The sequence below is a fragment of the Cereibacter sp. Soil_C_27 genome (genome assembly GCF_057657095.1).
The window spans coordinates 126,989-146,211 of record NZ_JBDGJD010000003.1; the positions used below are offsets into that span (position 1 = coordinate 126,989).

A 19,223-nucleotide genomic window follows, 5' to 3' on the forward strand; every position below is an offset into this window, starting at 1 on the left:
TTTTGGGTGCATTTCACAGCAAGGGTTATTTGATCATGGTCACGCTGAACCGGAACGACCTTTCCCACATCCTCACGCAGATCCTCATTGCCGAGGAGCATACCCGCCTCACCCGCGACGAGGGCATGGACCCCGGCGAGGCTCTGGCCCAGCTCGTGACCAGCCCGCTGCTGCCGACCGGGCTGCGGACGGTGGATGGCACCTTCAACAACTTCCAGCCCGGCATGACGCATTTCGGCTCGGCGGATCAGGCCATGCTGCGGCTGCTGACCCCGGAATATGGCACGGCGGAGCCGAGCCCCTTCGGTCCGCCCGGTCCGCCCACCAGCTATGAAAGCACCAGCGGCACGGTCTTTGACAGCCAGCCGCGGGTGATCTCGAACCTCGTGGCGGATCAGACGCTGGCCAACCCTGCCGCCATTGCGGCGGCGCTGCAGGTGAACGGGGTGACGGGCGCTGCGCAGCTTGCCGTGGTGCAGGAGATCACCGCGGCCTATCAGGCGGCGCTGGCCGCGCGGGCGGCGGCGGAGGCCGGTGGGCCCGCCGTCGATCCGTCGGTGGTCGCAGCGCTGCAGGCGGCGCGCGATGCGGCGCAATTGGCGCTGGACGGGGCCGAGTCGCAGCTGGCCGATGCGAGCGCCGACAAGGCGGCGACCGATGCCGCCGTCGAGGCCGCCGCGGAGGCGCTGGCTTCGGCGCAGGCGGCGCTGGATGCGCTCGGGCCGAGCTCGACCGCCGTGGCCGATGCCCAGGCTGCGGTCGCGGCGGCGACGACGGCGCTGACGGCGGCGATTGCCGCTGCGTCGGACGCCGCCGATGTGCTGGCGCTGGCCGAGGCCGATCTGGCCGTGGCGCAGCAGGCGCTGGCCGATGCCGTCACCGTGCGCGACGAGGCGGCTGCAAGCGAGGCGGATGCCAATGCCGCCATCTTCACCGCCCAGCAGGCTCTGGCCCTCGCCGAAGAGGCGCTGCAAGCGACCAACGGCGACCCGGCGGCGCTGGCGGCAGCGGCCTCGGCGGTTGCCGAGGCGGGCACGGCGCTCGCCGCAGCCCAGTCCACCGTCGAGGGCACGGCGGCAGCGCTGGCCATCGCCATCGTCGATGTGACCACGGCGCAGGCCGTGGTGGCCAGCGCGCAGCAGGCCGTGACCCAGGCTCAGGGCGAGAAGGACGCGGTCGATGCCGCGGCTGCGGCGGCGCAGGCGGAGCTGGTTCAGGCCGAGGCAGATCTTGCTCTGGCGCAGGAGGCTGCCATTACGGCGCAGGCACTGGCTCTCGCCACGCCGACGGTTGCCAACATCAACGCCTGGTCCGCTGCGGTGGCCGCGGCGGATGAGGCAGAAGCGGCGCGGGATGCAGCGCTGCAGGCCGATGCCGATGCCGATGCGCTGGCCGCCGAGGCGGCGCTGGCGCTCGACGGGTCGCTGGCCGCGCTGGCGCAGGCCGAGGGCGATCTGCAGACGGTCGTGGCGCTGCGGGACGAGGCGGTTCTGGCCAACGACGCCGCCGTCGCGGCGGTGGGTGCGGCGCAGACCGCGCTCGATGTGGCGCAGACGGCTCTCTTGGCCGAAGAGCAGGCGCAGCAGGACTATACCGACGCGCTGGCCCTGCGCGACCTTGCCGCCGCAGATCTGGCCGCGCGCGAGATCGAGGCGGAGGATGCGGCGGCGGTCACGGCGGCTGCCGAAGAGGCGGTTACCGCCGCCACCGATGCGGTGAGCGCGGCGCAAGCCGTCACCGAGACCCGCGCGGCCGAGAAGGCCGCCGCCGACGCCACGGTCGTCACCGCAGGCACCGCCGTGACCGATGCGGCGGGGGTGCTCGGCACGGCGCTGGCGGGCGATGCGGCCCGTGCGGCGGCGATTGCCGCCGTCGTGGAAGCGGAGACCGGGGTGGCCGAGGCCGCAGCCGCGCAGGCGGAGGCGGCGGTCGGGGTGACCGATGCCACGCAGGCGGTGGCCGATGCCGAAGCGGCGCTTGCCGCTGCCGAGGCGGAGTATCAACAGGCCGCCGACGGCGATCTGGAAACCGTGGCGCTGCAGGCCGAGGCCGCGCTCGATGCGGCTCTGGTCGAGCATGGCATCACGCTCGACGGCGAGAATGTCTATATCCGCAACGTCGCCGCCGATCTGGGCGATACCGCCTCGTTCAACGGCTTCATGACGATCTTCGGCCAGTTCTTCGACCACGGGCTCGACCTGACCACCAAGGGCGGCAGCGGCACGGTGATGATCCCGCTGCATCCGGACGATCCGCTCTACGATCCGTCAAGCCCGACCAACTTCATGGTGCTGACCCGCGCCACCAACGATCCGGGGGCCGACGGCATTCTCGGCACCGCCGATGACGTCCGCGACCACCGCAACGAGACGACGCCCTGGATCGACCTGAACCAGGTCTACACCTCGAACGCCTCGCATCAGGTCTTCCTGCGCGAATATGTCATGGTGGAGGGCAAGCCGCTCGCAACCGGCCACATGCTGGAAGGCGCGAAGGGCGGCCCGCCGACCTGGGCCGACATCAAGGCGCAGGCGCGCGAGATGCTGGGGATCGAGCTCGGCGATCTGAACGTGAACAGCGTGCCGCTCCTGGTGACCGACCTCTACGGCGAGTTCGTCCGCGGCACCAACGGTCTGCCGCAGATGATGACGGCTGCCGGTGCCGTGGAGGGCAATCTCGACGCGCCGATCTCGGGGCTGAGCGCGCTCACCTCGGGCCGGGGCTTTCTGAACGACATCGCCCATGCCGCCACGCCCTCGGCCACGGCGGCCTATGATGCCGAGCTGCTCGACGCGCATTACATCGTCGGCGACGGTCGCGGCAACGAGAACATCGCGCTGACCGCCGTCCACACCGTCTTCCATGGCGAGCACAATCGCCAGGTCGACGAGATCAAGGCGCAGCTGCTGCAGCCGGGAGACGAGGGGGCGGTCGACATCGCCTTCCTGAACCAGTGGTTGCTGGTCGATGTGACGGAATTGCCGGCGGATACCTCGACGCTGGTCTGGGACGGCGAGCGTCTGTTCCAGGCGGCGCGCTTCTCGACCGAGATGGTCTATCAGCATCTGGTGTTCGAGGAATTCGTCCGCGCCGTGGCGCCGCAGATCGACCCCTTCGTCTTCTCGCACACGGTCGAGCTGAACGGGGCGATCTACGAGGAGTTCGCCCAGGTCGTCTACCGCTTCGGCCACTCGATGCTGAACGAGCAGGTCGAGATGCTGAAGCTGGTGAATGACAGCGCCTCGCCGGAGGAGATCGGCCTGATCGAGGCCTTCCTCAACCCGCTGGCCTTCGACGGTGCCGGGGTGGATTCCGCCGCGGCCGCGGGGGCGATCCTGCGCGGCATGTCGCGCCAGACCGGCAACGAGATCGACGAGTTCACCACCTCGGCGCTGCGCAACAACCTCGTGGGCCTGCCGCTCGACCTCGCTGCGCTGAACATGACCCGGGCGCGCGAGACCGGCATTCCGTCGCTGAACGACGCCCGCCGCGAGATCTTCGAGAAGACCAACGACACCTATCTCAAGCCCTACGAGAGCTGGGCAGACTACGCGCAGAACCTGAAGAACCCGATGTCGGTGATCAACTTCATCGCGGCCTACGGCACCCATGCCTCGATCACCGGCGCGACCACGCTGGCCGAGAAGCGGGCGGCGGCGACGGACCTCGTGTTCGGCGCGGCGGGCGAAACCGCGGCGGAACGCACGGAGCGGCTGGACTTCCTGAATTCGACGGGAAGCTGGGCCGGGACGGAAAGCGGGCTGAACGACGTCGATTTCTGGATCGGCGGTCTGGCCGAGGCGCTGATGCCCTTCGGCGGCATGCTGGGCTCGACCTTCACCTTCGTCTTCGAGTCGCAGATCCAGAACCTGCAGAACGGTGATCGCTTCTACTACCTCAGCCGGGCTCAGGGCATGAACCTGCTGACCGAGCTGGAAAGCGACAGCTTCGCCGACCTGATCCGCCGCAACACGGATACCGAGGAAAGCGGCATCCACATCAACGGCGCGGCCTTCCAGTCGGCGGATTACATCATCGAGATGAACCAGGCGCTGCAATACAACCCGGGCCTCGGAAATGACGACCCGACCCGTGAGGCCGACGTGATCTCGGCCATCGCCGGCACCCCGTCGCTGGTCATCCGCCGCGCCGACTACCTGCAATACACCGGCGGCGAGCATGTCGTGCTGGGTGGCACCGACCGGGCCGAGACGATCATCGGCGGCGCGGGCGACGACGGCATCTGGGGCGAGGGCGGCGACGACCGGATCGAGGGCGGCTACGGCGTCGATCACGTCCATGGCGGCGAAGGCAACGACATCATCACCGACAGCGGAACCGATGTCGGCGGGGCTGACGTGCTGAAGGGCGAGGGTGGCGACGACATCATCAACGGCGGCATGGGCATCGACCTCGTCTTCGGCGGCGAGGGCAACGACCTGCTGGCCGGCGGGTCGGAAGCCAAGGACATCTTCGGCGGCACCGGCAACGACTTCATCCGCGCGGCCTCGGGCGGCGGCGGCATGATCCTCGGCAACGAGGGCCATGACTGGATGGAGGGGCAGGGCAACATGAACACCCTGACCGGCGACAACTCCGAGCTGTTCTTCAACTCGCGCGTCATCGGCCATGACGTGATGCTCTCGGGCGAGAACGACACCGATTTCGACGCGGAATCCGGCGACGACATCATGGTGCAGGGCATTGGCGTCAACCGCAACAACGGCATGGCGGGCTTCGACTGGGTTTCCTACCAGGGCAACAACTACGCCGCCAACGCCGATCTGAACGTGTCGATCTTCGTCAACCAGCAGAACAACATCCTGCGCGACCGCTACGATCTGGTCGAGGGGCTGTCGGGCTGGAACCACGACGACGTGCTGACCGGGCGCGAGGTGGTCGTGGGGGCCTATGACGCAGACGGCAATGCCGCACAGATCGCCGCGGATGCGCCGGTCGAGTCCTTCTCCAACGTGCTGCTGGAAAAGAACCTGTCGCTGATCTCGGGCCTCTCCGATCTCGTGGCGCATCTGGAGCGGTTCGACGTGACCCATCCCGGCGGCACCACGACCGAGGTTCTGCGCGGGGTCATGGATACGTCGGACGGCTCCGACATCATCCTCGGCGGCGGCGGGTCCGACCTGATCCGCGGCATGGCGGGGAATGACATCCTCGACGGCGACAAGTGGCTCTCCGTGCATATCGCGGTGAAGGCGCTGAACGGCACGGTCCTGGGCACCGCGGCCCGGCTCACCTCGCAGGTGCTCGACAGCGCCGGCAACGCGCTCTTCGGTGGCAAGACGCTGGAGGCGGCGCTCTTTGCCCGCGACTTGATGATCAGCCAGCTCGAAGCGGTGCGCGAGATCCTCGACGGCGGCGAGGCCGACGATGAGGATGTGGCGGTCTACTGGGACGTGCGCGACAACTACGAGGTCACGGCGAACGAGGATGGCAGCATCACCGTCACCCATGCGACGGTGACCGCGGGCGTCACCGACCCCGCCACCGGCAAGAACCTCGCGGACGAGGGCAGCGACCGGCTGTTCAACTTCGAGCGCGTCCGGTTCGGCGATGGCGAGTTCACCATCGCGGATCTGCTGAACGAGGCGCCGGTGATCACCAGCCCCGACTCCGTCTCGGTGCCGGAAAACGGCACGGCGGTGCTGACGGTGACGGCCACCGATGCCGACGGCGATGGGTTGACCTATGCCCTCACCGGCGGGGCGGATGCGGCGCTTTTCACCATCGACCCGGCGACGGGCGTGCTGAGCTTCGTCGCGCCACCGGACTTCGAGGCGCCCGCCGACGCGGGGGCGGACAACCTCTACGAGGTGGAGGTCTCCGTCAGCGACGGGATTGCGACCACGACGCGGCAACTGGGCGTGACCGTGACCAACGGCAACGATCCGACGAGTGGCGCCCCGGCGATCAGCGACCTGACGCCGACCGAGACGCAGGCGATCAGCGTCAGCCTCGCGGGAGTGACCGATCCCGACGGCATCGGCGGCACGGCGGTCCAGTGGCAGCGTTCGTCGGACAACGGCGCAACCTGGACCAACATCGCCCTCGCCACCGGGCTCAGCTACACGCCGCAACAGGCCGATGCGGGCAATGTGCTGCGGGCCTCGGTGACGGTGACGGATCTGCTCGGCAATCCTTCGGTGCTTCTGGCACCCGCCACCGGCATCGTCGGCGACTCGATCAACGGGTCGGCGGCGGGCAACAGCCTGAACGGCAATGCCGGGTCCGACATCCTCAACGGCAACGGCGGCGCCGATACAATTGCCGGCAATGACGGCGACGACACGATCATCGGCGGCACCGGCAACGACGTGATCAACGCCGGAGCCGGCGACGACACGGTGGTCTGGAACGCGGCGCTGTTCTCCAACGACGGTCGCGACATCGTCAATGGCGGCACCGAGACGACGGCGGGCGATACCTACATCATCAACGGCAGCGACACCGCCGAGACCTTCCGCGTCTACACCCGCGTCGCCTATCTCGAGGCAGGCAGCCCCAACGGCGCCATCGCCGCCGGGACAGAGATCGTGGTGACACGGCAGGCCCTGCTCGGCGCGAACACGATCATCGCCGAGCTCAGCGAGATCGAGGAGATCGTCATCAACACCAACGGCGGGGGTCTCTTCAGCGACAACGACTCGGTGACGATCCTCGGCGACTTTGGCGGGACGAGCCTGAACTACAACACGATCACCATCAACGGGACAGACGGCTCCGATCAGGTCGACATTTCCGGCCTCGACTCGGCGCACCGCATTCTGTTCCGGACCGGCGGCGGCCAGGACACGATCATCGGGACCCTGCGTGCGCAGGACGTGATCGAAGCCCCCGCCGGTGCCGATCCGGCAAGCTACCAGGCGAGCCAGAACCCGACGACCGGGCTGATTACGCTGACGGCGGCCGGATCGAGCATTTCCTTCGTCGGTTCGCTCGACGCGCTGCCGCAGATCGTGGCCTACGGCACGGGCGACGATCATGTCTCCGACGAGGAGGAGGAGGACGAGGCGGAGCAGCCCTCGACCGATGACGACGTGACGGACGAGGCGGAGACCGGCGAAGACACGGCGGAGGAGGACGACAACCCGGGCGACAGCACGGAAGAGGACGAGGACAGCACGGAGGAGGAGTCGGACGACACGACAGAGGACGACACGGAGGAGGAGGGCACCGGCGACACCGACGGTGCGACCGATCCGGCCGTGCCGGTGCCGGTCATGTCCCGGATCGGGACGGAGGGGGCCGACACGCTCGCCGGCAGCGCGGGCGACGACTTCCTCGCCGGGGGCGGCGGGCATGACATTATGGCCGGCGGCGGCGGGGCTGACGTGCTCTTGGGCGAGGGGGGCAAGGACGCCATCGAGGGCAACGATGGCGACGACGTGATCGAGGGCGGCGCGGGGGATGACGCGCTGTTCGGGGGCGCGGGGGACGATACCTTCCTCGCGCTGGAAGACGACGGGCGCGACCTGATGTTTGGAGGCGAGGGCAGGGACACCCTCGACCTCAGCGCGATCCTCTCGGATGCCGAGATCGACCTCGGCAGCCTGTCGGCCATCGGCTGGGTGAAATCGGGCGGGACGACCGACCGGCTGGTGGGTGTCGAGAATGCCATCGGGGGCGCGGGGAACGACGTGTTCCAAGCGGGGACGCAGGCCAATACCATGGCCGGCGGCGAGGGCGACGACATCTTCCGCTTCGACACGGCAGCTTCGGCGGAGGGCGATGCGATCCTCGACTTCTCGCCGGGCGACATGATCGACCTCTCGGGCATCGATGCGATGCGCGGGATGTCGGGCAACCAGAGCTTCCGCCTGGCTTCTGCAGACGAGGCGCCCGCAGCGGGCCTTCTGCTGCTGGCCGAGGGCGAGGGGGACACGACCCTTGTCACCGGGCACACCGATGGAGACGGGGTGGCCGACTTCACGCTGACCGTGCAGGGTCGGCAGTCGCTCAACGCCGACAGCTTTACCCTCTAACCGGATCGGCGCGCCCCCTGACCGGGGCGCGCCCTTCGCGTGAAAGCAAAGATCATGTCCCAGTCCCCTACACGCGCCGAGGCGCGCAAGCGTCTGATGGCCAAAAGACTTCTGCGGCAGGACCTGACCCGCTACGGGCTGGCGCTGTTCGCCATCTCCGGCCTCATCAACATCCTGGCCCTGACCGGCTCGATCTACATGATGCAGGTCTACGACCGCGCCCTGACCAGCGGCTCGTTGAACACCCTGCTGGCGCTGTCGATCCTGGCGCTCGGCCTCTACCTGTTTCAGGGCGGGTTTGACGCCATCCGGGCGCAGATCATGGTGCGGATCGGCGCGCGGCTCGACAAGCGGCTGGCGCCTCTGGCGCATCGCGTCGCCGTCGACATGCCGCGCTTCGGCTTCTCGAGCAGCGAGGCACTGGAGCGGGGTCGCAACGTCGACACGCTGCGCGGTTTTCTGACCTCGGGCGCGCCGCCCGCGCTTTTCGACCTGCCGTGGATGCCTATCTTCCTGCTGTTCGTCTACGCGCTGCACCCCCTGCTCGGCGCGATCACGCTCTGCGGGGCGGTGGTCCTGTCGTTCCTGACGGTGGTGGCCGAGATCCGGTCGCGCGATCTCACCCAGTCCTCGCAGCAGGCGATGAGCCTGCGCAATATTGCGGCAGAGTCGAATGCCCGCGCCGCCGATGCGCTGGTCTCGATGGGGCTGGTCGACCGCGCCGTCGGCCGGTTCGAGGCGGCCAATGCCGAGGCGCTGGCGCTGCAGACCCGCAGCGCCGATTTGAACGCCACGATCTCGGCGATCTCGCGGGTGCTGCGGATGATCCTGCAATCGGCGCTGCTTGGCGTGGGGGCCTTCCTCACCATCCGGGGCGACATGTCGGCGGGGGCGATCATGGCGGTCTCGGTCGCGGCGGGACGGGCGCTGGCACCGATCGATCAGGTGATCGGCAACTGGCGCGGCATCCTTGGCGCCCGCCACGCCTGGGTGCAGCTGCGCGAGACCCTCGCCGCCATGCCCGAGGAGCGCAGTTATCTGACGCTGCCCAAGCCGCAGGCGAGTCTCAAGGTGGAAGGGCTGACCGTCGCCTCGCCTATGAATGGCCGGGTGCTCCTGAGCGAGATTTCCTTAGAACTGGCGGCGGGGCAGGCGCTGGCGGTGATCGGCCCCAGCGGCGGCGGCAAGTCGACCCTGCTGCGGGCGCTGGTCGGGGTCTGGCCGGTGCTGCGCGGCTCGGTGCGCTTCGACGGCACGGCGTTGGGCCATTGGGAGCCCGCGCGGATGGGCGAGCTGGTCGGCTATCTGCCGCAGGAGGTGAACCTGTTCAACGCCTCGATCCTCGACAACATCGCCCGCCTGTCCGACGAGCGCGACAGCGCGGCGATCCATGCGGCGGCCTCGGCGGCGGGGGTGCATGGCATGATCTCCTCCATGCCCGACGGCTATGACACGCAGGTGGGCCCGCATGGCAGCGCTCTGTCGGCAGGGCAGCGGCAACGCATCGGGCTGGCGCGCGCCCTCTACGGCCAGCCTTTCATGGTCGTGCTCGACGAGCCGAACTCGGCGCTCGACGCGCTTGGCGAGAAGGCGCTGAACGAGACGATCCGCGCCATCCGCGACCGGGGCGGCATCGTCATCGTCGTCGCCCATCGCCCGAACGTGTTGAGCGCGGTGGACATGCTGGCCATCGTGCAGGGTGGCCGGATGATCGCCTTCGGGCCGCGCGACGAGGTTCTGGGCGAGAAGGCCGGCCGGGTCGTGGTGCCGATGGACCCCGCGCAGGGTCTTTCCGCAGGCGTCGCATGAGGGGATGGAATCATGGCGATAGACATCCGCAGCCGTGCCAGCCGGAAGACCTCCGCGGCCCAGACCTATGCGACCGCCGATCCCGGCCGCAGCCGCAGCGCCCGGATCGGCACAGCGGTGCTGATCGCGCTGGCGGCGCTCTGGCAGGCCTTCGTGCTGCGCCAGGCGCAATCGGCGGAAGCCGGTGAGGAGAGTGCCAGCGGGCCCGAGGATCTCTCCGCGGACGAGGGCGCTCCCGCGCCGGTTCTGGCCGCCGTGCCGCGCGGCATCCCCGCCGCTGACGAAAACGAGCCGGCGGGGGGAACGCAGCCTCTCTCTTCGGGCCTCCAGGGAGCGGCGCTCTCGCCGGCCGCCGCAGAGGCGCAGGCGGCGGTCGAGGCTGGCGGTGGCGGCAGTGCTTCGTCCGGGTCGATCTCGCCCGGCTTCGACGGCGGGATCGCAGGAGGCACGGGCAGGCCGCATTCCTCGGGCGAAGGCCCGGCGGCGGGGGGAGGTGGCCCCAGTTCACCTTCCACGCCGGATCCGGAGGCGCCAGCACCCGAAAAGCCGGAGCCCGAAAAGCCCGAGCCCGGGAGGCCGGAGCCGGAAGAGCCGGGGCCGGGCGGCGAAACCCCGGATGAGTCCGAACCGGGGGACAACTCCCCCACCACGCCGGAGGGGCCGGTTGCGGCGGGCCTGCTGCCCTATGGGCTGGACGATCTTCTGACCGAGCTTGGCCAGATCCTGGCGCCGCAATCGGCTGCGGATCAGTCTGCCTTGCAGGGCGTGGCGGTCGGTGACTGGCTCTCCGCCGCCCGGCTCGACAGCCTGCGCCGCGCACCCGAAACCTACGAGGGCGCAGCGGATTGGGAGGCCTATGCCCGCGACCGCCAGCAGATCGCGGCGCTGGAAACCCCTTCGGCCCGCGAGGCCTATCTCGCGCGCTTCCTGCCCAGCGGTGTTGACGCCGCCGCTGCCGACAGCCCGCCCGAGCCGGCGGCACCGATTGAACCAGAGCCCTTTTTGACTGACCTTTGACAAGGATGACATCATGCCCGCGCCCCGTTCCCGCGCCCGTGCCGCCCGCAGCGACTACCCCTTGGGGGGCCGCCTGATGACGGCGCTCCTGCTCTCCGCCGTCTTGATCGTCGGCCTTGGCGGCTGGGGGGCCACCGCGCAGTTGAACTCGGCGGTGATCGGCTCCGGCGTCGTGAAGGTGGACCGCGAGTTGAAGACCGTCCAGCACGCCGATGGCGGAACGCTCAGCGCGATCCTGCTGGCGCCGGGCGATCCGGTGGCCGCGGGCGAGGTGATCCTCCAGCTCGACACCCGCGAGACCGAGGCGGCGATGGCGCTGCTGCGGGTGCAACTGGTCGACCTGACAGTGCGGGCCGCCCGGCTGGTGGCGGAACGCGACGGGCTGGCCGAGCCCGAGGCGCCCGCGGGCTTCCTTGCGGCCTACCCCGAAGCGGCGCAGGCGCTGGCTGGCGAGACGCGGCTTCTTGCCGGGGCCCGCGCCGAACGCGAGGCCGAGCGGCAGGTGCTGGCACTGAAGGCCGAGCAGCTGGCGCAGGACACCGCTGCGCTGGATGCGCGTCGCCTTGCTCTGGTCCGCCAGCTCGAGGTGGCCTCGGGCACCGTCACCCGCAGCGGCTCGCTCGCCGGGTCGGGCATCCTGGCGAAAGCGCAGGTCGAGGCGGCGGAGTCCGAGCAGGCCCGGGTGACCGGCGCGCTGCGCGAGACCGAGGCACAGATCCTGTCCAATGCCGTTCAGGGCCGCGAGATCGCTGTCCGCGCCGACCGTCTGGACCGCACCGCGGCCTTCGAGGCGCATCGCAAGCTGCGCGAGATCGAGCCGGTGATCGCCGAGACCGGGCAGAAGATCGACGCGCTCGAGCTGCGGCTGGCGCGGGCCGAGGTGAAGGCCCCCGTTGCCGGTCGCATCCACGAATTGCCGGTGAACACCATCGGGCAGGTGGTCGGCCCGGGTGAGGTGCTGGCGACCATCGTGCCGGAAGGCGCCGATCTGGTGATCGAGTTCCGCGTGCCGGTCACCGACATCGACCAGCTCTCCACGGGGCAGGAGGCCCGGCTGCGCTTTCCCGCCTTCGACCGGCGGACCACCCCGGAGCTCGCGGGCCGCATCGCCACCGTCGCCCCCGCCAGCACGACCGATCCGACCAGCGGTGCCAGCTTCTTTCTGGCCACCGCCTCTCCCGCCGAAGGCATCAGCCTGCCCGACGGCGCCATCCTCGTGCCCGGCATGCCGGTGGAGGTCTATGTGACCACCCGCTCGCGCACCGCCTACGACTTCATCGCGCAACCGATCCGCGACAGCCTGACCCGAAGCATGATAGAAGAGTGATGCGATTGCGGTTGCCGCAGACGCGCGGAGGGACCCATTCTGTGACGGTGCAAGTCGGCGGCGAGCAACCGGAGACCCTGCAGACACCGCTTTCGGTTGCCATGCGCGGCTGGCATGCGATCGGGCTGACGGCGCAGTTCATGCTGCTGGTTTTCCTGATCCTCGTCCCCGCCTTCATCATCTCGGAGCGGATGGAGCGGTTCATCGCCAAGCGGCAGCTGCTGGAAAACTCGCTCGCCATCGAGGAGGTGCTGCTGCGCTCGGCGCTCCTGCCCATCGTCGGCAACGCGCCGCTGCGGGAGGAGTTTTCCCCGGCCACCACCACGGCGCTCGACGATGCGATCGACATGTGGATGGGCAACCGGCATGTCGCCAAGCTGAAGATCTGGAGCGTGGAGGGCAGGCTGCTGTTCGACTCGCTGCATGCCTCGCAGGTCGGCGGGCAGGCGAGCGACCCTGCGGTGGTCCGCGCTCTGACAGGCGAGAGGGTCACGGTGGAGCTCGACCCCGGCTCGGCGGAAAACCTGAACGACGCCGATCTGGGCAGCGCGATCCGCGAGAACTACATGCCGTTGCGCGCGACCGACGGCACGCTGATCGGCGTGATCGAGGTCTATTACGACTTTGATCAACTCGTGGCGCGGCTCGACACGCTGATGAACACGCTCGACCTCGTGCGCATCGGCGTGCTGTCGGCGGGCCTTCTGCTGCTGGCGATCCTCGTCCGTTTTGCCCATCGACGGCTGATCCGGCAGGACCGGCAGCTGCGGGCCAGCCTGCTCGCGACCGAGAAGCTTTTCGCCGACAAGACGCGGCTGCTCGCCGAATCCGAAGACCTGCGCCGCGCCGCTTCGGAGGCGAGCGAGACGCTGCTGAACCAGATCGGCACCGAGCTGCACGACGGTCCGGTGCAGCTTCTGTCGCTGGCGGCGCTCTATCGCGGCAAGATCCAGGTCTCCGACGAAGATGCCCCGCGCGCCCGCAAGGCGCAGGACCTGCTCGACCAGTCGTTGCGCGATCTCCGCAGCATATCGGCCGGGCTGATCCTGCCGGAACTGCAGGGCAGCAGCCTTGAAGACGCGCTGCAGCGTGCCGTCACCGCCTTCCGCCGCGACTCGGGGCTGCAGGTCGATCTGCAGATCGCGCCGGGGCCGACTTTCCTGCCGGGGCCGCAGCTGATCGTCGCCTACCGTGTCGTCAGCGAGGCGCTTACCAATGCGCGCAAGCACGCGGGCGGGCGGGGGCTGCAGGTGATCAAGACGGCAGGCCCACGGGAGATCGAGATTTCCGTGCTCGACGCCGGCCGCTGCCCGAACGGAGAGCCTGCGCCGGAAGCCTTCGATCACGCGCCGCTGGGCCTGATCGGCATGCAGAACCGCGCGCGTTCCTGCGGGGGCCAGCTGTCAATCGAAACCCTTGCCACCGGCGGCACCCGCGTCAGGCTGGTGCTGCCGAAGGACGCCTAGGCTTCAGACCTTGGCGGCCTGACGCTCCATGCGGTCGCGCTGGACAGCCAGTGCAACCTCGACCCGGTTCTTCGCATCGAGCTTCTGCATGATCTGGGTCATGTAGTATTTGACGGTCTTCTCAGACAGCCGGAGCCGGGTCGCGATATCCCGGTTCGAGGCGCCGTTCAGCAGATGGGTGATGATCTGATCCTCGCGGAACGACAGCACGACATCCTGCTTCTTGTCGCGCGCCTGCATCTGGCGGAACACCCGGACGGCGAGGGAAGGCGAGATATATTCGCGCCCCTCGAGAATGATCTCCATCGCCTGAAAGAGCTCGCTTTCGCTGCTGCCCTTGATGACATAGCCGCTGGCGCCCGCCGACAGCACCGCGCAGCAATCCTCCACCCTCTCGCTCGCGGTGAAGACCAGGACCAGCGGCGCCTGGGCCAAAGAGGAGATCCTGGCGATCGCCTCCAGCACCTCGCCCTTCATGTTGAGATCCATGACGATCAGATCGAGCCCGCCCCGCTCGGCCATCGCGACCGCATCGGCGGCACAACACCCCGTCGCCACGACCCGCCTGTTCTGAAGTTCCCCCACGAGTTCGGATAGACCGGCAAGCACGATGGGATGATCGTCCACCAGTCCGACAGTTACCAAAGTCATTCGCTTTATCTCCCGCGCGGCTCTCTTGGCGGAGCCGCTGAAATCACTGGATAAGGCCGTTCAATGTCTGATCAATATGTCACATCTTGAGCTAAAAGATCGGCAAAAAATCGCCCAGATGGCTCGAAAGATGCCTTTTCCAAAGGGCTTATACACCTGCAGGTGGAGCGTGTAGGTCAGGGGTTGTACGGGCAATGACGCGTCTGCAACCTTGGCGAAAGAAGCACCCTCTTTCCGGTCGGCTATGGCGGAATCAAGCGAATCTCTGGCCGCCGCTCAGTGGAGCTCAATCAAAATAGGTAACGTTGAATTTTTAAGGCGCCTTCATCGGACGTCCTCAGGCGCATTTCAACGAGCAACTGCATTCGGCGTCGCGCATATCTGCTTTTGGTAGCAAACCTGTCCGGCGGCTTGCTGAGGGAGGACGATATGAGTGTGGTTCTTCCGCATTTTGAGGCGCGCAGCGCAGGATCAGCATTGCAGTGCCTGCAAGCTAATATATTACTATTACAGATCGCCGGCTGCAGGTGCCTTGGCCGGCAGGCGTACGGCCGCGCGAAGGGGAGATGACCGTGAAACATGCCAACGACAAGCCTGTCATCCTCAAGGCCGCGAAGCTGCCCGAGACGACCGTGCGCGAGCTCGCGCGCGCCTTCGAGCTTCTGGTCTTGCCCGACGATCCGGTGCTGGTGCCTGCCTTTCTCGCCGAGCATGGTTCCCGGATTAGAGGGATCGCTCTGCGCAAGACGGTTCTGGACCGCGCGATGCTCGACGCGCTGCCGGCGCTGGAGATCATCTCGTCCTACAGCGCAGGGCTGGAACTGGTGGACGTGGACCATGCGCGGTCGCGGGGCGTGAAGATCACCAACACCTCTCATATTCTGGTGGAGGATGTGGCCAACGCGGCGACGGCGCTGGTGCTGGCGCTGACGCGGGACATCGTGAATGCGGATGCCTTCGTGCGCTCGGGGCAATGGCTGCAACAGCCGCAATATCCCCTCGCGCGGTCAGTCGTGGGGATGGAAATCGGGATCGTCGGTCTTGGCACGATCGGCATGGCGGTTGCGCGGCGCGTGCAGGTGCTCGGTGCCAAGGTGTCCTACACGGGCCCGAACCGGAAGCCGGTGGATCTGTCTCTCCATTCCGATGTGCGCGATCTGGCGGCAGCTTGTGACATGCTGATCCTGACCTGTCCGTTGACTCCGGAAACCCGCCGCATGATCAGTGCCGAGGTGCTGCAGGCGCTTGGCCCGCAGGGCTACCTCGTGAACATCGCCCGGGGAGAGGTCGTGGACGAGGCCGCGCTGATTGCGGCGCTGGCGGAGGATCGGCTGGCCGGCGCCGCGCTCGACGTCTTCGAGAAGGAGCCGCATGTGCCCGAGGCGCTGATCCGCGACCGACGGGTGATCCTGACGCCGCATATCGGCTCCGGAACGCGAGAGACGCGGCAGGCCATGGCCGACAACGTGGTGGATGAGCTGACCGCCCATCTGGGCGTTGCGATCCAACGCTGATCAGCCGCCCGGCGGGGCCATCCGTCGCTCACGCAGTGTCGCAAACAGGATGCCCGAGAAGATCACCGTCCCGCCGATCATGGTCGCCAGGCTGATCGGCTCGGAAAACAGCAGCAGCGCGAGTGCGGCGGCGACCGGGAGGCGCAAAAAATCCACCGGAATGATCAGCGAGGCGTCCGCGAGCTGCATTGACCGCGCGAAGGCCAGCTGTGCCAGAAGACCGCCCACGCCCTGCAATGCGCAGAGGCCCAGAACTGGCCAGCTTGGCCAGCTCCAGAAGGGCAGAGCCAGCGCCAGAGCCATCGGCACCGTCGCCAGAAGGTTGAACCAGACGATGCGCAGCGGTTCCTCCCGCCCGCTGGTGACCTTCATCAGCAGCGCCACCGCTGCAAAGCAGAGCGCGGACGCCAGCGCCAGCCCCAGTCCCGTGCCGAAGGGCAAGTTGCCGGGCTGCAGGATGATCAGCATCCCGATGAGCCCGGCACCCAATGCGACGGCGCGGTGCAGGCGCAGTGGCTCCTTCAGGAAGATCATTGAGGCCGCCATCACGAAGATCGGCATGGTGAAGGCGACGGCGGTGACCGAAGCGATCGGGATCAGCGCGATCGCGCCGAAATAGCAGCTCATCGCCACCAGCTTCAGCAGTGCCCGGAGGCCGTGCGTCGGCCAGAGACCCTGCGCATCCAGCGTCCGGGCGGGCCGGGGCAGGACCAGGAGCAGGGGAACGAGGCTGAAGAGGTTCCGGAAGAAGGTGATCTGGAACGGGTGCAGCTCCGCCGAGACGGCGCGGCCGATGACCGCATCCAGCGCCCCCATGAGGACGTTGCCAGCCATGAGCGCCACGGCGAGCGGAACCGGCGACATCCGGACGATCAGGCAGTCTCCCATTTCGGCTTCGGCGCCGCGTTGACCAGAACGCGCGTGTACTCCGCGTGCGGATTGCGGAACAGCGGCTCGGTCGCCTGCTCCTCGACCACCTTGCCCGACTTCATCACCATGATCCGGTCGGCAAAGTTGCGCACGACCGGCAGGTCATGGGTGATGAAGATGTAGGACAGGCCCAGCCGGTCGCGCAGTTCGGCCAAAAGCTCGATCACCTGCATCTGGATCGAGACGTCCAGCGCCGAGACGGCCTCGTCGCAGATGATCAGTTCCGGGTCGCAGGCAAGCGACCGCGCGATGGCGATCCGCTGGCGCTGCCCGCCCGAGAACTGGTGCGGGAAGCGATCGGCATGGTCGGATTTCAGCCCGACAAGCTCCAGCAACTCTACCACCCGCTGACGCCAGCGCGATTTCTCCAGGATGTCACGATGGATGATCCAGGGCTCCGAGATGATCTGGAACACGCTCATCCGCGGGTTCATCGAGGAATAGGGATCCTGGAAGACCATCTGCACGCGGCGCCGGTAGGCCAGCATCTGCGCCTTGTCCATCGAGAAGATGTCCTGCCCGCGGTACAGGGCCCGACCGTCGGTCGCGTCTGTCAGCCGCAGCAACATCCGTGCGACCGTGGACTTGCCGGAGCCGGATTCGCCCACGATGCCCAGCGTCTGTCCCTTGCACAGCGTGAAGGACACGTCGTCCACCGCCCGGAGCATGCCGGGAAGCGGTTTCATCCCGCGCGACAGGCCGTAGATCTTGGTGAGGCCGCGGACCTCGAGGATCGCATCGGACACGCGCTCGGCTTTCTCGGCGTAGCTGTCGGCCTTGGGAAGGGCTGCCATGAGCCGCTGGGTGTAGGGATGCTGCGGCGCGTCGAAGACGGAGCGGGCCTCACCCTGCTCGACGATCTTGCCGCCGTTCATCACCACGATCCGGTCGGCCATGCTGGCCGCGACCTCGAGATCATGGGTGATCATGATGATCGAGAGCCCGTCTTCGCGCTGGAATTTCTTCAAGAGATCAAGCACCTGCTGCTGGACCGAGACGTCCAGCGCCGTCGTCGGCTCGTCCGCGATCAGCACCTTGGGGCCGAGCGCGATGGCCATGCCGATCATGATGCGCTGCCGCTGCCCGCCGGAGAACTGGTGCGGATACCAGTCGATCCGCACCTCCGGCTCAGGAATGCCGACACGGGCGAGGACGTCGATGGCGCGGCGACGCGCCTCGGCTTTGCCGCAGCGTCCATGGGCGGTGTAGACCTCCATCAGCTGCCAGCCGATGGTGAAGACCGGGTTCAGGTGCGACAGCGGGTCCTGGAAGATCATCGCGATCTTGGACCCGTTGAAGGCCAGCCGTTCGTTCTCGGTCAGGTGGGTGATGTCCTTCCCGTCATAGGTGATGCGCCCCGAGACGATCTCGCCCGGAGGCGTGTCGATCAGGCCCATCAGCGCGGAAGAGCTGACCGATTTGCCCGATCCGCTCTCACCCAGGATCACGAGCGTCTCGCCCGGATCGACGTGGAAGGTGACGCCGTCCACCGCGCGGAAGGCGCCTGCGCCATTGTGGAAATCGACGGTCAGGTTCTCGACCGTTACGAGCGCGTCGGTCATGCCTTGCCTCCCTTGCGCCTGGGCGCGCGGTAGCCCTTCGCTGCCAGTTCCAGCCGCCAGCGTTGATGGGGGTCGGAGTAGATGCGCCACCAGCTCGACAGGATGTTGAGCGAGAGCGTGGTCAGCAGGATCGCGAGGCCGGGCCACAGGGCAACCCACCAGGCATTGGCGAGATAGCCGCGCCCCGTCGCCACCATGGAGCCCCAGGTGAAGTCGGGCGACTGGATCCCAAGGCCCAGGAAGGAAAGCGAGGATTCGGCCAGCACCACGGTCGCGAAGTCGATGGCGCCGATGGTCAGCAGGGTGGGGATCACCATCGGGGCGATGTGGCGGAAGATCAACCGCATGTGGCTTGCCCCCAAGGCCTCAGCAGCCGAGACGAACATGCGCTGCCGGATCTCCATCACTTCGGCGCGGGTGGTGCGCAGGTAGATCGGGATCCGGGTGATGGCCAGCACGATCACCAGATTGATCACCGACGGGCCGAGGCTGTAGAGCACGATCAAGGCCAGCAGGAGCGAGGGGAAGCTCATGATGATGTCGGTCGCGCGCAGGATCAGCGTGCTGGGCCAGCCGCGGGAGTAGCCCGCGACGAGGCCGAGTGCGCCACCGAGGACCAGCGAGCAGAGGACAGCGAACGCCGCGATGCCGATGGTGCTCTGCGCGGCGACAATCAGGCGCGCCAACAGGCTGCGGCCGAGCGTGTCGGCTCCCAGCACATAGGCCCAGCCCTGCTCCATGCTGAAGGGAGCCATGTTGCGGGCGCGGAAGTTGGGCTTTTCGGAGAGGTCGCCGACGAGCATGGGCCCGAACACGGCGGCGAGAGCGACGATGAGAAGGAAGATGAGAGCCGTCGCCGCGAGGCGATCCTTCACCAGCAGGCGGAGGGGGGCGGGGAGCAGGGTCCGGCGTTTCACCGTCGTCCGCGTTTCTTGAGTGTCCATCAC

At 67.9% G+C, this 19,223-nt stretch carries 10 protein-coding genes; 6 read left to right on the top strand and 4 right to left on the bottom strand.

The features are described 5' to 3' along the window. Positions 1–35: 35 nt before the first annotated feature. Genes AC3A5Z_RS12690 through AC3A5Z_RS12710 form a run of 5 tightly spaced genes read left to right on the top strand, consistent with a single transcriptional unit; the run spans position 36 to position 13,619 of the window. On the top strand, positions 36–8,000 hold the full coding sequence (locus tag AC3A5Z_RS12690) for a peroxidase family protein (RefSeq protein WP_487519712.1): 7,965 nt from the start codon (positions 36–38) through the stop codon (positions 7,998–8,000). 54 nt (positions 8,001–8,054) lie between these two features. Beyond that, on the top strand, positions 8,055–9,809 hold the full coding sequence (locus AC3A5Z_RS12695; RefSeq protein ID WP_487519713.1) for a type I secretion system permease/ATPase: 1,755 nt from the start codon (positions 8,055–8,057) through the stop codon (positions 9,807–9,809). Positions 9,810–9,821: 12 nt separating this feature from the next. Next, the gene (locus AC3A5Z_RS12700) at positions 9,822–10,826 is read left to right on the top strand and encodes a hypothetical protein (protein ID WP_487519714.1); all 1,005 of its coding nucleotides are present in this window, start codon (positions 9,822–9,824) and stop codon (positions 10,824–10,826) included. Between the two features lie 13 nt (positions 10,827–10,839). Next, positions 10,840–12,153 carry an HlyD family type I secretion periplasmic adaptor subunit gene (locus AC3A5Z_RS12705; RefSeq protein WP_487519715.1) on the top strand — a complete coding sequence of 438 codons (1,314 nt, stop codon included), beginning with the start codon at positions 10,840–10,842 and terminating at the stop codon, positions 12,151–12,153. Positions 12,154–12,194: 41 nt separating this feature from the next. After that, the gene (locus tag AC3A5Z_RS12710) at positions 12,195–13,619 is read left to right on the top strand and encodes a sensor histidine kinase (RefSeq protein WP_487519716.1); all 1,425 of its coding nucleotides are present in this window, start codon (positions 12,195–12,197) and stop codon (positions 13,617–13,619) included. A 3-nt stretch (positions 13,620–13,622) separates the two neighbouring features. Here AC3A5Z_RS12710 and AC3A5Z_RS12715 read toward each other — a convergent pair whose 3' ends face one another. Beyond that, positions 13,623–14,270: a LuxR C-terminal-related transcriptional regulator gene (locus AC3A5Z_RS12715; RefSeq protein ID WP_487519717.1), complete on the bottom strand. Its 648-nt coding sequence runs from the start codon at positions 14,268–14,270 to the stop codon at positions 13,623–13,625. 572 nt (positions 14,271–14,842) lie between these two features. Between AC3A5Z_RS12715 and AC3A5Z_RS12720 the strand changes: the two genes are divergently transcribed. Next, complete coding sequence (locus AC3A5Z_RS12720) at positions 14,843–15,784, top strand: 2-hydroxyacid dehydrogenase (protein ID WP_487519718.1); 942 nt, start codon at positions 14,843–14,845, stop codon at positions 15,782–15,784. Here AC3A5Z_RS12720 and AC3A5Z_RS12725 read toward each other — a convergent pair whose 3' ends face one another. The 3 genes from AC3A5Z_RS12725 to AC3A5Z_RS12735 are packed head-to-tail and all read right to left on the bottom strand — an operon-like array spanning position 15,785 to position 19,220. Beyond that, a complete protein-coding gene (locus AC3A5Z_RS12725; protein WP_487519719.1) occupies positions 15,785–16,648 on the bottom strand; it encodes a DMT family transporter in 864 nt (287 codons plus the stop codon). Positions 16,649–16,656: 8 nt separating this feature from the next. Continuing rightward, positions 16,657–18,276 carry an ABC transporter ATP-binding protein gene (locus AC3A5Z_RS12730; protein WP_487519720.1) on the bottom strand — a complete coding sequence of 540 codons (1,620 nt, stop codon included), beginning with the start codon at positions 18,274–18,276 and terminating at the stop codon, positions 16,657–16,659. Further along, positions 18,273–19,220 carry an ABC transporter permease gene (locus AC3A5Z_RS12735; protein WP_487519721.1) on the bottom strand — a complete coding sequence of 316 codons (948 nt, stop codon included), beginning with the start codon at positions 19,218–19,220 and terminating at the stop codon, positions 18,273–18,275. The genes AC3A5Z_RS12730 and AC3A5Z_RS12735 overlap by 4 nt, the downstream gene beginning before the upstream one ends. Positions 19,221–19,223 lie beyond the last annotated feature (3 nt).